The 13726-nt window shown below is 46.4% G+C and carries 10 protein-coding genes; 4 read left to right on the plus strand and 6 right to left on the minus strand.

Annotated elements, in window-relative coordinates:
• Positions 1-15: 15 nt before the first annotated feature.
• Positions 16-1290 (minus strand): Glu/Leu/Phe/Val family dehydrogenase, encoded by a 1275-nt coding sequence (locus tag ACLWBD_RS03175; protein ID WP_063206418.1) that lies wholly within the window; start codon positions 1288-1290, stop codon positions 16-18.
• Positions 1291-1401: 111 nt separating this feature from the next.
• On the opposite strand from ACLWBD_RS03175, the gene ACLWBD_RS03180 reads away from it, so the two are divergent.
• Positions 1402-3105: a hypothetical protein gene (locus ACLWBD_RS03180; RefSeq protein WP_413569497.1), complete on the plus strand. Its 1704-nt coding sequence runs from the start codon at positions 1402-1404 to the stop codon at positions 3103-3105.
• Between the two features lie 60 nt (positions 3106-3165).
• Here the strand turns inward: ACLWBD_RS03180 and ACLWBD_RS03185 are convergent, their stop codons facing one another.
• The gene (locus ACLWBD_RS03185) at positions 3166-4410 is read right to left on the minus strand and encodes an NAD(P)/FAD-dependent oxidoreductase (RefSeq protein WP_413569499.1); all 1245 of its coding nucleotides are present in this window, start codon (positions 4408-4410) and stop codon (positions 3166-3168) included.
• Between the two features lie 86 nt (positions 4411-4496).
• Positions 4497-5420 (minus strand): alpha-ketoglutarate-dependent dioxygenase AlkB, encoded by a 924-nt coding sequence (locus ACLWBD_RS03190; protein ID WP_413569500.1) that lies wholly within the window; start codon positions 5418-5420, stop codon positions 4497-4499.
• Positions 5421-5524: 104 nt separating this feature from the next.
• Between ACLWBD_RS03190 and rfaE1 the strand changes: the two genes are divergently transcribed.
• The 3 genes from rfaE1 to ACLWBD_RS03205 are packed head-to-tail and all read left to right on the plus strand — an operon-like array spanning position 5525 to position 8562.
• Complete coding sequence (gene rfaE1, locus ACLWBD_RS03195) at positions 5525-6553, plus strand: D-glycero-beta-D-manno-heptose-7-phosphate kinase (protein WP_063243758.1); 1029 nt, start codon at positions 5525-5527, stop codon at positions 6551-6553.
• Positions 6554-6608: 55 nt separating this feature from the next.
• Positions 6609-8135 carry a phospholipase D family protein gene (locus ACLWBD_RS03200; protein ID WP_413569501.1) on the plus strand — a complete coding sequence of 509 codons (1527 nt, stop codon included), beginning with the start codon at positions 6609-6611 and terminating at the stop codon, positions 8133-8135.
• 49 nt (positions 8136-8184) lie between these two features.
• Positions 8185-8562, plus strand: coding sequence for a DOPA 4,5-dioxygenase family protein (locus ACLWBD_RS03205; protein ID WP_413569502.1), 378 nt, complete (start codon positions 8185-8187; stop codon positions 8560-8562).
• On the opposite strand, the gene ACLWBD_RS03210 is transcribed toward ACLWBD_RS03205, so the two are convergent.
• The 3 genes from ACLWBD_RS03210 to ACLWBD_RS03220 are packed head-to-tail and all read right to left on the minus strand — an operon-like array spanning position 8555 to position 13571.
• A complete protein-coding gene (locus tag ACLWBD_RS03210; RefSeq protein ID WP_413569503.1) occupies positions 8555-10129 on the minus strand; it encodes an exonuclease domain-containing protein in 1575 nt (524 codons plus the stop codon). The two genes, ACLWBD_RS03205 and ACLWBD_RS03210, sit on opposite strands and share 8 nt — an antisense overlap.
• Positions 10126-12492: a helicase C-terminal domain-containing protein gene (locus ACLWBD_RS03215; RefSeq protein WP_413569504.1), complete on the minus strand. Its 2367-nt coding sequence runs from the start codon at positions 12490-12492 to the stop codon at positions 10126-10128. The genes ACLWBD_RS03210 and ACLWBD_RS03215 overlap by 4 nt, the downstream gene beginning before the upstream one ends.
• A gap of 2 nt (positions 12493-12494) precedes the next feature.
• Positions 12495-13571 carry a PA0069 family radical SAM protein gene (locus ACLWBD_RS03220; protein WP_063206658.1) on the minus strand — a complete coding sequence of 359 codons (1077 nt, stop codon included), beginning with the start codon at positions 13569-13571 and terminating at the stop codon, positions 12495-12497.
• Positions 13572-13726 lie beyond the last annotated feature (155 nt).

Raw genomic sequence — 13726 nt, forward strand, 5'->3', positions numbered from 1 at the left:
CGCAACCGAACTTAATCATCTAGGATATAGGCCTCTTAGAAGCATCGCTTTTTCAAGACGTTGAACAGAAACCGCCATGGCAGCAGATCTCATATCAATGTTTTTCTCTTTAGAAAGAGCGTAACCTTTGTCGAAAGCTTTTGTGATGATACCTTTCAAACGGCCATTCACTTCTTCTTCGTCCCAGAAGAACGACATGATGTCTTGAACCCATTCGAAGTAAGAAACGATCACACCGCCACCGTTCGCGATCACGTCTGGAGCGATGAAAACACCACGCTTATGAAGGATTTTTGTCGCGGCATTTGTTACAGGACCGTTGGCACCTTCGCAGATGATTTTCGCTTGGATTTTTTCTGCATTGTGAGTGTCGATTTGGTTTTCAAGAGCGCAAGGGAAGAGAGCATCACACTTCACCTCAAGCAATTCTTCATTGCTGATAGGTTGAGCTTTTGGATAGCCCTTCAAGAACTTGTGAGCTTTTACGTATTCCATCACTTCAGGGATATCAAGGCCATCGCCGTTGTAGATACCACCAGAAACGTCAGATACAGCCACGATGCGAGCGCCACGTTCGTGAGCGAACTTCGCCGCGAAAGACCCTACGTTACCGAAGCCTTGAATTGCGATAGAGGCACCATTCATTTTCATGCCGCAAACTTCGAAAGCTTTTTCAGCGACATAAACCACACCCAAACCTGTTGCGTGGTTGCGCCCCAAAGATCCGCCGATCTCAACAGGTTTACCCGTCACAACGCCAGGTTGTGCGAAGCCACCTTGCTCTTGAGAGTAAGTGTCCATGAACCAAGCCATTGTTTGGGGATCAGTTCCCACGTCTGGAGCAGGGATGTCTTTAGTGGGTCCTACGAAAGGCCCAATTTCAGAAGCATAACGACGAGTCAGATTTTGTTTTTCAGTGCGAGAAAGTTTTGTTGGATCAACAGTGATACCACCTTTTGCACCACCCAAAGGAAGACCTAATACCGAGTTTTTGAAAGTCATCAAAGCCGCAAGGCCGACAACTTCAGAAAGGTCTACGTTTTGATGATAGCGGATACCACCCTTGTAAGGGCCCAAAGTCGGAGAGTACTGAACGCGGTACCCAGTGAAAACTTTTACGCTGTAGTCGTCCATGCGAACGGGAACGGAGACTGTGATCGCGCGACGAGGACGTTTCAAGCGCTCTAGTACGTTAGGGTCACAGTTGATAATTTTTGCCGCTTCTTCGAGAGTTTGAATGGCGTTTCTGAAAAGAGGCCCATCATAAAGGGGCTCTATCTTGTGTTCCATGATTTGTGTCTCCTTAAAAATACACTCGCCAGAGTCTAATGAAGCAAATACTCAAAGTCACTCCGGAAAAAGGAGATGACTCAGTGGTTCTTTTTGGCCACAATCAGGCCTATGCTTCGGTCTTGTTTTAGTCTTCTTGGTGTCGCTATTTTCGCCCTTCCGGTCTTTGCCAATAGTCCGCAACGCGCTTTCATGGAGCAGTTCAATAGCTCACGCATTGAATTCCCCTCCGAAACCGCGCCGATTCTGACTGACGCATCTGGGCAGTATCCTGAACCTCTGAATTTTGTCTTTAACAACATTGTGAGTTGGATCCCTCGCGGGGAACCAAAGCTCTTTAGTGCCATGTGCAATCCGGATGTTTGGGGGCAGCGTCTGAAGGATCCACGCCTGAAAAACTCCTTGCAGCTGCAAGGAGCGTTGATTCAGAAGTACTTTCAAGATTGCCGCGCCGAGCTTGAGACGGGTGACAATAGTTATTTCGCAAACATGAGCATGCTAACGATGAAGTACGATCCGTTCGGGCATCCGTTTCTTCGCCGTGTGGTTTTAAATCTGCCGGGCAATGTGAAGCTCAAAGGTCTTTTGGGTTTAAAAGGGGATTTTAAAAGACGTCCGTTGGTGGTTATTCGTTTAGGGATTTTTGCTAACAGTGAGGATTTCAAGGCGGAGCGTGCTTGGATGATGATGCTTTTTGAACAGTCTCCATTCAATGTTCTTCTGCTGGAAAACATGTCCAGTGGTCAGTTTGTCGCCAATAACAATCAGTTCTCGTTCGGTGGTTACGACGAAGGCATTCAGAATATTTTGCTCGCGAAACTTTTGAACGATAATAACGAGCCTTTGTCCCAACTTGTAGATTCAGTTCATTTCTTTGGTATCAGCTTGGGTGGGCACGGCGTTTTGTTCGCATCGCTTTTGAATAAGTTCAATTCGTCATCACGCCCATTGATTCAAAGTTTTACGGCAATGTGCCCGGTTGTTGATTTGAATGCGACAATGCTCAGTCTAACAAACAGTGGAGTGAAATCGGCGTTTGTAGACCTGTGGGGACGCCAGCGTTTGAGCGCTTTGGGTACGAAGATGCCGGCTCTGGTCAGCTACGAAAGCTTTTCCTTTTTATCCACCGCGATTACTGAGGTGGCGCGCACTTACAAAGGCGGGTTGTCTTATATTTCGAGTGTGAAGCTTCCGCCAGGAATGAAGGATGGACCGGATTTTTGGGAACTCAATAACTTCTGGAAATTTTATAAAAATGTCGAGCAGCCCGTATTGATCTATGCCACCGAACAGGACCCAGCAGTGCCGTTCAATATCAATTCTCAACGTCTTCAAAATAAAGACATTAAAGTCGACAGTAAAAATATTCGTGTGGTGGATTTGCCTCAAGGGATTCATTGCTCGTTGCCAATCACCTATGACTGGGTGGCTTTAACGACACTTCTTCAGTCGCAGATTCTTTCGCATTCGCCGAACTTTAAGATGGTGGAAAAATCTCTTTCTATCGAATTGACGGATGATGAATGGAAGGGCTTTTTCGACAAGGGTTCTTCCGTGAAATTCACGGTGGAAGAACCCGGTAAAAAATCGGGATTTGCAACTGTCGAGCTTGAGCTTGAAAATGCCGCTGGCAAAGAAAAGACGATGAATTTAAGTCTGCCGCTTTCTCAATTTGATTTCCGCTTTCTGAATAAAGAATTGAGCGGTTCTGAACAAGAAATGATCGTGCGTTGGTTGAATCAAAATCTGCGCTTCACTCTGGATACAACGACCGGCAAAGCCATTCTTAAAGCTTCGTGGCCGGTGGCTCAATAGCTGTTTGAAAATGATTTTTGAAACAAGGCTTTGCCCTTAACAGCAAAGCCTTTTTATTTCTTAGAAGCGATTGGCGTCTAGAACTTTCATATCCACAAAAGGTGTTTTGCCTTCGATAAGATCAGAAACCAGAAGACCTGTGCCGGTGCCACTTTGAAGACCCAACATTTGGTGACCCAATGCCAACATGAGATTTGAAATCTTATCGTGGTAGCCCACCAATGGAACACCATCGGGTGTGCAAGGACGGAGACCCGCCCACAACTCTTGAACTTGAAGCTCTTCGGGCAAATGCAAGAATTCACGCGCCCCTTTTTTAATATTATCGACACGTTTGGGAGTAATAGAAAAATCTTGATCCACAAGTTCTAAAGTTCCAGCAATGCGCAGTGAATTCTGACGGGGAGTGATCGCGATTTTTTTCTCGACCAACATCATCGGATATTGTGGTTGAGTTTCCAAAGGTGGAACAATCATTGCGTAGCCTTTGCCACCTAAAACAGGAACGCGCAGGCGCATCATGCGGGCCATCGATTTAGACCAGCTGCCTGTCGCCATAACGACTTGTTTGGCTTTGATTTCACCTAGCGAAGTAACGACTTTTTCAATCTTATTTCCGCTGACGGGAAGATCTTGAAGCGTACAGTTTTCTAAAATTTCTCCACCGTGCGCGCGAATCTCTTTCGCCAAAGCTTGGACCACTTGATAGGGCTCTGCCATCGCTTCCTTTTCGAAGTAGACGCCACCTAAAAGTGGTGACTTTAAAGCCGGCTCCATCTGACGAATGTCATCCGAGTTTAAAACTTTTCCGGGAACCCCTAAGTTCTTCACGTAGTTTAATTCTTCGACCGCGGCGGCAACGCCCGCTTCCGTCTTAGAAACCATCAAAAGACCTTTTTGTTGGAAAAAGATCTCGGGATATTTCTGTCCTAGTTTTTCGTATTCCGTCAGACTTTTTTGCGACAAAACGACCAAGGCATCCACCGCGCGGCGAGCTTGGGTTTCGTTCATCGCTTTCATGAATTGGAAAAGCCAAGAGGCTAAATCCAAAGACAAAGAAGGTTTGATATAAAGAGGACTTGCGGGATCTAGCAACCACTTCATCGATTTCAAAAGCATTCCCGGCATCGGCAGTGGCATGGCAAAACAAGGGGTCATCCAACCCGCATTTCCATATGAACATCCACGACCTACCGTGCCTTTATCAATCACGCCGACTTTGGCGCCACGACGAGAAAGCTCTGCGCCGATAGACGTCCCAATAATCCCTGCCCCAACAATCAATACATCGAACTCTTTTTGCATGGATCTAATTCAAAGATTTTTCTGAGACAAAAGCAAGACCGGCCACACAAAATGAAGCCGGTGACTAGGGAAGCATTAAGTTTGGTCTAGGTCTGAGGTTTTGCGAGTTGCTCTTTAAAGAACTCTGAGCGCTCGGAAAGCTTTTCCACGTAACCCTGCACATCTTCTTTCACAGTCTCTGGCAGACGTTGAAAAGGAACGACGTGTTCGTCAGGAACATAGCGGAAAGTGAAGTTGATTCGACGAGTTTCAAAATTTGAAATCTCATTCAACGGGAAGAAGTGACCTTCCTTGGTATCCACGCGTTGTACACGGTGGAAAAGGTGTTTTTTAAATTTATCTCCACCAAAGATTTGTAAAGAGCGATCTTCCAACCACTGCTGCAAGATCACATTGGATTTTGACTCGGTCCCTTTGCTGGAAACAAATTGAAATAGGGCGCGTTCGCCAAAAGAAATAGAAGCGACAGGTCCAGGCTCGAAGTCTTTGTGTTCGCCGACGCGGGCGCAGTCGATGCGTTTGCCTTCTTCGGTGATCTGATTGCCGTAGTAATTGATAAGGCAGGTGTTAAGGTGCCAGCCTCGTGGAATGTCGCGCGGTTCAAAACTTTCGTGAACCAAGGCTTCAATTTTTTGCACCAGATATTCCAAAACTGGCGGGTAACCTTCAGCTTGAACGCAGCGGTTATAAATGCCTTTGGGGGGATGATAGTAGTTCAGACACGCAAACTGCCAGTTTCCAAGCCAGTAAACGGGGCGCAACAATGGTCGTTGCTTCTGGTTTTCCGGAGGAGGATTGTTCTTGGAATAGCGCATCTCCCAGATCGGATAAAGAGTGGCTAAATACTTAAGGATTTCTTCTTTTTCACGGGGGCTGATGTAGCCATTTTTATACACCAGACCTCGCGCCGGGGCCTTCTTCTCGGAAGAAGGTCGCGTTGCAGAAAAGGCACCCTTTTGCGGAGGTCGCGAAGGTCCTTTACCGAAGAATTTTCCTTTGGATTTTGTCATGGGATGTCCATACCATAGCTAAGGGCTTATGGCCAACGGGTGAGTGATAAGAAGGTGACAGGGCCCCTGGCTTCCGTTAAAACCATGGCCTGAAGGATGAAAAAATGACAACACCTGTAAAGGCGACCGTAGGTCCGCAAGAAAAAGAACTTCTGATCAATCAACTGCCTCTGATGAGAGGTAAAAAAATCCTCATTATCGGTGACGTCTGTGTTGATGAATACGTCCTGGGTGAAGTTCGTCGCATCAGCCCTGAAGCTCCGGTTCCGGTTTTGGAAGTAGAGCAAGAAGACGTGCGCCTGGGAATGGCGGCGAACGTCGCTCAAAACGTCTGCAGCTTGGGTGGACAAGCGATGTTGGTTTCCGTTGTCGGTAACGACACGGGCGCAAACCTTCTTCGCGATCTTTGCGCGAAAAGTGGAGTGAGTTCTGAATTTCTTGTTACGGATACATCTCGTCCAACGACACGCAAAACACGTGTGATGGCAAAGCACCATCACTTGGTGCGCGTGGATTACGAAGTTCGTTCCAGCCTTTCTGCGGAAGTGGAAGCTCAGATGATCCACATGGTGGAAAAGAATGTTGAAGACGCAGATTGTGTGGTTATTGAAGATTATAAAAAAGGTGTGATTTCTCGCAACGTCATCGAAAAGGTTGTCGCGATTTGCAAACAAAAAGGCAAACGCGTTCTCGTCGATCCACACAAAACTTCGTCGGGTCCTTTCTATCAAGGTGTGGATTTGATCAAGCCAAACTTTGATGAAGCAGTGACTCTGGCCGGAATGGATTTTGACGATCTTCGCAACAATCCAAATAAAGTTGTTGAAGTGGGTCGCGCTCTTCAGAAAATCACGGGCGCCAAAGAAGTGGTTCTGACTCGCGGAAAAGATGGAATGACGATCTTCTCTGGCGATCACATCACGGAAGTGCCAACGTATGCGCGCAAAGTTTTTGATGTGACGGGAGCTGGGGACACGGTTATCGCGGCTCTCTCTTTAGGTTTGGTGTCTGGTCTTTCGTTGGTTCAATCTTGCATGCTCGCGAATTTCGCTGCCGGTGTGGTTGTCGGCAAAGTCGGCTGCGTGCCTTGCGAGATCCCAGAGCTTAAAGAATATATACAAACGGCTCACTGAGCGGTTTCAAATGACATATGGCTCTGAACTCTGCAAGTGGCATAAACTGATGAATATGAAACTTGTAGTTTTTGGGGCCTTTCTGTTTTTGGGCGTTTTAACAAGCTGTCAAAGCATACCCAAAGATTTCAAAGCGCCTGAATCCCATTATATAAAAAACACGGAACAGACTTGGTGGGCAAAAACTCTGGCTGCCGAGGTTAAAAAGCATCCTGATAAATCTGGTTTTATTCCTTTGGCGTCAGGGCCTGATGCTTTTGTCGCGCGCCTGGCCTCTGTTCGTAAGGCTGAAAGAAGCTTAGATATTCAGTATTATATCTGGCATGACGATCTGGTGGGGCGCATGCTTATGCACGATGTTTTGCAGGCCGCAGATCGCGGTGTTCGGGTGCGCTTATTGTTGGATGATCTGAATATTGGTCAGTATCAAGATACCTTACTGGTGTTGGATTCCCATCCTCTTATTGAAGTGCGGATGTTCAACCCTTTCGCGAATCGTAAACTTCGGTTTTTAGATGCTTTTCGCTTCAGTCAAGTCAACCGACGCATGCACAACAAAGTTATGATCGCCGACAACCAAACGGCCATTTTAGGTGGGCGCAATATCGGTAACGAGTATTTCACAGCCAGTGAAGAGGAAAACTTCGGTGATTTTGATGTATGGTGTTTCGGTCCCGTTGCGGAAGAAAGCTCTCAGTCCTTTGATCTTTATTGGAATAACAAACTGGCCGTGCCGATTCCTGTTTTAAACAAGCGCGAACTTAAAAACCCGGAACTCGCAGAGCTTCGTCAAAACTTGGCAAGCGCGAAAACTGAAGTGCAAAATTCTAAATATGGTCAGGACTTAGAAAACTCGCGCTTGATGAAGCAGGTCCATGAGCGCGATGTAAAAGCGTTTTGGGGACGCGCCAAGGTCTTTTACGATTCTCCTGAAAAAGTGGAAAATGGCAAAAGCAGTCTAATGCTGAATCAGATCACGGCCCTTCCCATCCGTTCGACGAAAGAAGTCTTTATTGTTTCCCCGTATTTCATTCCCGGAAAAAAAGGCGTCGATTATTTTGCGAAGAAAAGTAAAGAAGGAATCAAAGTCACTGTAGTAACGAATTCTTTAGCCTCTAACGATGTTAGTTTGGTCTTTGCTGGATATAAAAAATATCGCAAAGGTTTGATTAAAGGTGGTGTCGATCTTTATGAGATCAAACCGAGAATCAATGTTAAAGCACGTAAATCCAAAGTGGCAGGATCATCTGGAGCACGTTTGGGTTTACATGGGAAAGTGTATGTCTTTGACCGTCATGTGATGTTTGTGGGGTCGATGAATTTAGATCCGCGATCGGTCGAGCTCAATTCTGAAATGGGAGTTCTTCTTGAAAACAAAGACTTCGCCAACCAGTTTGTGGACTTAATGACTACCGAACTTCCTGACATTGCCTATCAAGTGACCTTAGAGGGCGGGGACTTGCGTTGGACGACACGCGAAGAGGAAGGCACTGTCACCCTCAAAAAAGAACCTGAGGCTTCCTTCTGGAAAAGCTTCCAAGCCGGATTCTTGGGCCTCTTCGTTCCAGAAAGCCTGCTCTAAACCAAAAAATCCCTGGCACCTTTTAGTTTCTCGGTGTTAGAAGATCTGCATGGAAAGAACTTACAAAGTAAATTCTCAGTTGTTGCCTGAAGGCTTTCCGCGTGAATTCGACGCGCATATTTATTTTTCGAATGAGTCTTTGCAGTTTGCGGCTCAGTTGCGTGAAATGGCGATAAAAGAATTTGCGGGACGTCAGGTCTTTGTTGGGCAGATGATTCCTGAAGCTATCGGTCCCCATCCCGTTCCAATGTTTGAAATCAATTTCCCGTTGTCGCTTTTTACAGACGTCGTGCTTTGGTTGATGAAAGCGCGCGGGAACCTTTCGGTTCTCGTTCACGAACTGACAGGCGATGATCTTTACGATCACACTCAAGCAGCGCTTTGGTTGGGTAAAGAAGTGCCGCTTCTTTACGAACGCTTTAAATAAAATCTATTTTTCGATCTTGATTTCTGAGCTTGTTGAGCTCAGTGAATAGCACCGTCATTCGATCATAAGTATCAATTGAAAGATCTTTCCAAGAGCCTCGTTGTTTTGCAAACGGGGCTTCTGGTTCAACGACTTTTCCATTTTGAATTTTTAAAGTCATCGTCTCTTCAATTTGAATATGCACATTCAGAAGTTTTGTCAGGCGCTTCGTGCGAAGGTACGTGGCGGCCGACCGGATGAAGTGACGTTCGAATTTATCAGCGAGGTCTTCGGGTGTAAGTTCTATTTCTAATATATCCTCTTCGCTGTCTTCGGTCTTAGCTTCAACGGAGGCTTCGGTTTCAGAAACTTCGATTTCTTCCAGCTCTTCCGTTTCTTCTTCCTCTTCCAGTTGGCGATACCAATTTAAGCCCACGGCTAAAATGGAGCGGACTGAAACGAAAGTGTCTTTGGAAAAACCGTGGCGTTCGCAGAAAAGATCAAAGCCCTGTTCTAAAAGGCTTGCATCAATGGGCTCATAGAACATGTTTTCGTTAAAAGACTTGTCTTGCAAAGAAGCGCTTAGCTTTAAGATTGAGTCCAATGCCAAAGCATTTGAAAACGGTCCAATGCAATGATTTTCATCCGCCTCTGTTTGAAAGGAGGTAAAATCCCGACTGAAGAAAGCGAGTTCTCTTCGTCCGGTTTTTAAACTGATATTGTACGGCGGATCTAGACGCTTGATCTCATCGGTTTCTAAGAGTGCAGCCTCCAGGGGGCTTCCCACAGGAGTAACATGAAGGTCCCAGACTTGGGTTAGCATCTCTAGCTTACGAGTGTCGCGATTTTTTTGCCCACGGAAATAACTATTCACGCGATCATGCAAAGATGTCGCTTTCCCAACATATAGCACCTCGCCCCAGCGACTCATCATGCGGTAGACGCCGGGCTGCTTAGGAAGACTCAAGCGCTTTTCTTTCGGCAAAGGGTATTCGTATTTTACCCGTGCGGCTTTCGGCGTGTCCTGAAGCCACTTCTGCAGCTCTTCAATCGAATGAATTCCTTTTTCGGCCAAAGCTGCGGTTAACCCCTGCCAGATCACTTGGGTGGCCTGGACATGATTAGAAGCGCGCTTTAATTCACCAGACGGGCAGCCAAAATATCCTGCAAGTCCCTTGATTCCGCGAGTGGGCAGGTTCGGGAACAGGCGTTTTGCGATTTCATGGGTACACAGAATTGAAAACGGCATTTCCTCTTGAAGCTTTTCATAGGCATCCAACAGGAAAGGTCGCTCAAATTGGGCAAAGTGAATCACGGCGATGGGATTAGCGCCCAGATTCTTATCAATAAAGCTTTTTAAGTCGGAAAAGACACTGGCAAACGGTCGAGCGGCCTCCATATCTTTTTTGTAGATACCCGTGATGAATTGAATACGACGAGGAATTTCCTCCGCTTGTTCAATCAAGGAGCTTTCAATATGTTCGCTCGCGAGGGAGGCCCAAGCCATTTCAAGAATGCTTGCCGTGTCGGGCTTCGCTCCGGTCGTCTGCAGGTCTAAAAATAGCACGGGTGTTTTAAGAAGACTCATACGGACGTCTCCCAAAACTCTTTGATGTCATTTAAAATTTGCCGAGACACGAGTTCTTGCGGGGACTGTGTGAACCAACCCTCGGGCATAGTTTCATAGTAGCTTGTTTGTAAGAAGCGCGAGTCTAACATGACTATCACGCCGCGATCGGTTTCAGAGCGAATCACGCGGCCTGCGGATTGAATGGCCTTAGCCATTGCTGGATACACGTAAGCATAGTTAAACGCGTGCTCTTTCCCATAGCGAAGCTCATAGTAAGAACGAATTTGTTCCCGTTCAAAATCAAAATTAGGCAGAGCGGGACCAATGACGAAAGCCCCAATCAACATATCACCCGGAAAGTCGACACCTTCAGAAAACACGCCGCCTTGTACACCCAAAAGTAATGTCGGTTTTTGACATGACTTTAATTCATCTAAGTATTCTTGAGTCTGTTTTTGCTTCATCTCGCGCTCTTGCACCAGAATTTGAAAGTCTGGCAAAGAAAGTTTTGATTCCACCATGCGCATGAATTCAAAACTTGGGAACAAGGCGATGTAGTTCCCTTTCTTCAGAGCCGTGATGCGCTGAATAGTTTCAACAATCTTTCCCGTGCTGGCGTGACGATCAGAAAACTTCGTTGAAATCTGCGGGATGATCAGAAGTTTGCGGTTCTCTTTTTCAAATGGCGAAGAAAACTCCACCTGTTTTGTTGATTCCGTCGGAAAGCCCATCAGCTCTTGATAGTAAGTGAAGGGCTTTAAAGTCGCCGAGAAGGCGACGACGTTTTTGAATTCTTTGTAGGCCAGCGACAAATGCTCAGAGGCATCACAACAAGTGATCTTCAGCATTTCAGTGAAAGTGCTTTTCTGATAGGTCTGAAAGAACTCTTCCCCACTTAAAGTCAAAGAGGCCACAAACTCTGACCACATATTCATCATACGCAAGATCGGGTCTTGAGGTAAAATTTCTGTTTCAGACTCTAAGTAAGAGGTCGTCATTTCGCGGACGTCTTGCTCAAGCTCTAAGAAAGGGTCGAGGTCAATAGTCACTTTTTTAGAAACGCCATCTTTGCCATATGAAGAAATCAAACGGCGCGCTCGCTGACACAAAGCCTGCGCTTGCATATAGAACGTCGGAGGCAGGCGAGAAAAATCCTTTTCTAAAAGTGCCAACTGTTGAGTCGAAATACTCGGGGAAAAATAGTCTTGAGCCCGCGATGGCAGATTGTGAGCTTCGTCGATCACGAGGTTTGCTTTTTCTTTCGGCTCTAAAAGTGGTTCGGCCAGTCGACCAATCAAACTTCGAGGTGCGAAGACATAGTTGTAATCACCAATGACGACATCGGCGCGCTCAATAGCTTCTACCGATAATTCAAATGGGCAGACCTGATATTCTTCACCCATTTTTTTTAGTTTTTCACTGTCCAGGCTGCGAAGTCGCGAAAGCTTATTCACGAGGTCGTGTTCAGCGACCTTCTTGTAATAGTCTTTCGCGAACTCACAGTATTGGGGATTGCATAAAGGCTCGGCCTTTAAACACATTTTGCTTTTCGCGGTGATCGTTAAGGAGCGAATTTTACAGCCCTGTTCTTGCAGGCGTTCCACGGCTTCTTCGGCGACCTGATGTTGCGAATTTTTTGGTGTTACGTAAACGACTCTTTGCCCTCGAGGCAAGGCCTCTTTCAAAGACGGGTAAAGGACACCAATAGTTTTTCCCAAACCAGTGGGCGCCTGCACCAATAAAGGGTTTTCGCTTTTCAGATTTTCCGAAATTGTATCAACAAGCTCCCTTTGTCCCTTACGTGGGGATGAAAAGGGAAATGTCATTTCTTCGCCAGCCTTCTGGCGCTTCTTAAACAACTTTTCTTTTTCTTTGGTTTCTTCAACCAATTCTTCAAGACGGATTTTTAACCACGCTTCATAGCCATCTAAATCCAGCTCAATATTTAAATCATGGGATTTGAAGTTGCGTAAAGAAACCAAATGAAGTTTCAAAGTAGGAAACTGGCCTGTTTGTTGAAAATGAATGTAGCCGTAAGTGCGCAACTGCCACACGTAAGGGTGATTGGGCTCTCGCTCTAACTTTGCGCGCAGTTCATCAATGTCAAAGGCCGATTTAATTTCTTCAATCAGACCCGTGGCTTCGACAAAGCCATCAGCTCGGCCCGAGACGACAAATTCATAAGGACCTGCCTCAAAAGAGTGAACTAATTTCTTTTCGGGCGTGTAGCCTGGATTTTCTCGGACACGCTGACGTTGAATCGTAACATGCACTTCTTGCCCGCTTGTAGGAATCGGGCCATAGCCTGAATGCGTCTCGATGCTACCAATGCGAGGCGCGGGCAATGCAAATTGTTTAAGATCCAGGTTTATTTTTCTCATCACTATTCAATATCAAATTTTAGTTGATCACCACGACGCTGAAAGTGCTCGGTGGAGAGATCAAACTTTTTCACATTTAAACCGTATTTGCGAGTATAAAGCTTGAACATTTGCGCCATTTGGTCAGCTCGAGGCCCTTCCCCGCGCATACGCGATCCAAAGTTCGCGTCATTCAATTTGCCGCCGCGTATATCACGCACCGAGTTTAAAACTTTTTCCTTTTTTAACGGCTGATGGACTTCCAGCCACTCTTCAAAGATAGGCAGCACGGAAGAAGGAAGCCGCAATGGCACATAGCCTGCGTACTGAGCCCCCGCGTCTTTTGCTGCCTTTAAGATCGCGGGCATTTCGTGATCATTCAATCCTGGAATACAAGGGGCGACGTTGACGCCCACAGGAACGCCGGCTTTCGCCAAAGTCTCGATAGCTTTAAGACGAGCGGCGGGCCTTGACGTGCGGGGCTCTAAGATCTGAACCAAGTCATCATTCAAAGAAGTGATTGAAAGGAAAACCAAGGTGCCGTTATAAGCGGCCATCTGCGAAAGAATATCGACGTCGCGGGTGACCAAAGCGTTTTTTGTAATTAACGACACTGGATTTTTAAACTCCAACAAAACTTCCAAACAACCGCGAGTCAGCTGCATCTTTCTTTCTAGAGGCTGGTAGCAGTCGGTGATGCCGCTCATTGCAATGACAGCAGGTTTCCACGAAGGCTTCATCAAAGCTTCGCGCAAAAGTTTGGGTGCTTCTTCTTTGACGAAAATTTTAGATTCAAAATCCAAACCTGGGGAAAGGCCCAAATACTCGTGTGTCGGACGAGCATAGCAATACGCGCAGCCGTGTTCACAACCGCGATACGCGTTGATAGAAAATGTGAAGCCGATGTCCGGGCTTTTGTTTTCCGTGATAATCGTGCGAGAAGAATCTTTCAGAACTTCCGTTTTAAGAAGAGCTTTTTCGTCCTCAAGATAATTGTCGAAATCTTCTTCGGTAGCTTCGTATTTGAGTGAGTCGTAACGATTGGTGACGTTGCTACTGGCTCCACGACCGCGGATGTCTTTACGAAATTCACGAGTCATAAGAAGCGAGTATGCCACAGAACCAACGCCCTTCCTAGTCGGCTGGTGAAAAAGGCCCATCCGACTGCGTTGTCGGACTCCAGCTTGCTCTCCGACGTACTAGAAGTACGCCTCCGTGGCAGCTGGAACCCTCCGCCTTGCGGCTGGACCATTTT

The organism is Bdellovibrio sp. HCB117 (assembly GCF_047305915.1).
Lineage (GTDB): Bacteria > Bdellovibrionota > Bdellovibrionia > Bdellovibrionales > Bdellovibrionaceae > Bdellovibrio > Bdellovibrio bacteriovorus_B.

Excerpts from the sequence above, each read along its gene's own strand:
- ACLWBD_RS03190 (WP_413569500.1), bottom strand. The coding sequence starts at position 5,420 with ATGACAAAATCCAAAGGAAAATTCTTCGGTAAAGGACCTTCGCGACCT.
- ACLWBD_RS03180 (WP_413569497.1), top strand. The coding sequence starts at position 1,402 with ATGCTTCGGTCTTGTTTTAGTCTTCTTGGTGTCGCTATTTTCGCCCTT.
- ACLWBD_RS03210 (WP_413569503.1), bottom strand. The coding sequence starts at position 10,129 with ATGAGTCTTCTTAAAACACCCGTGCTATTTTTAGACCTGCAGACGACC.
- ACLWBD_RS03185 (WP_413569499.1), bottom strand. The coding sequence starts at position 4,410 with ATGCAAAAAGAGTTCGATGTATTGATTGTTGGGGCAGGGATTATTGGG.
- ACLWBD_RS03175 (WP_063206418.1), bottom strand. The coding sequence starts at position 1,290 with ATGGAACACAAGATAGAGCCCCTTTATGATGGGCCTCTTTTCAGAAAC.
- ACLWBD_RS03205 (WP_413569502.1), top strand. The coding sequence starts at position 8,185 with ATGGAAAGAACTTACAAAGTAAATTCTCAGTTGTTGCCTGAAGGCTTT.
- ACLWBD_RS03200 (WP_413569501.1), top strand. The coding sequence starts at position 6,609 with ATGAAACTTGTAGTTTTTGGGGCCTTTCTGTTTTTGGGCGTTTTAACA.
- ACLWBD_RS03215 (WP_413569504.1), bottom strand. The coding sequence starts at position 12,492 with ATGAGAAAAATAAACCTGGATCTTAAACAATTTGCATTGCCCGCGCCT.
- rfaE1 (WP_063243758.1), top strand. The coding sequence starts at position 5,525 with ATGACAACACCTGTAAAGGCGACCGTAGGTCCGCAAGAAAAAGAACTT.
- ACLWBD_RS03220 (WP_063206658.1), bottom strand. The coding sequence starts at position 13,571 with ATGACTCGTGAATTTCGTAAAGACATCCGCGGTCGTGGAGCCAGTAGC.